Here is a 428-nt window from a genome sequence, read left to right on the forward strand (position 1 = left end):
TCATTGTTACAAACGAGGCTGTACCTTACCGTTTTTATTGTTATGTTGAATCAAGCTAAAATGACAAATTATCGCTAAGTTCGGACAAAATGATGCACAGGTTGAATCTCAATGGCTATGAACCCGACCGACACCATGAAGCCGCGGTCGCATTTTGTATTCACGCCGGAACGGATGAGTTAACCAGTCCTGTACATCAGCACCGCAAAGGACAGCTGATACTGGCGCTACATGGTGCAATTACCTGTACGGTGGAAAATGCTTTGTGGATGGTGCCGCCACAATATGCGGTTTGGATACAGGGCGGGGTGGAACATAGCAATCAAGTAACAGCTAATGCTGAACTCTGTTTTCTGTTTATCGAACCCAGCGCAGTGACAATGCCGACAACATGTTGCACATTGAAAATAATCGCCCTTATGCCGGGA

The 428-nt window shown here is 46.0% G+C and carries 1 pseudogene; it reads left to right on the top strand.

Annotated elements, in window-relative coordinates:
* Nucleotides 1-89 precede the first annotated feature (89 nt).
* Nucleotides 90-428, top strand: a pseudogene (gene nimR, locus EOS_RS45450) (DNA-binding transcriptional regulator NimR); the annotation flags it as partial.

Source organism: Caballeronia mineralivorans PML1(12) (assembly GCF_001028175.1).
Lineage (GTDB): Bacteria > Pseudomonadota > Gammaproteobacteria > Burkholderiales > Burkholderiaceae > Caballeronia > Caballeronia mineralivorans.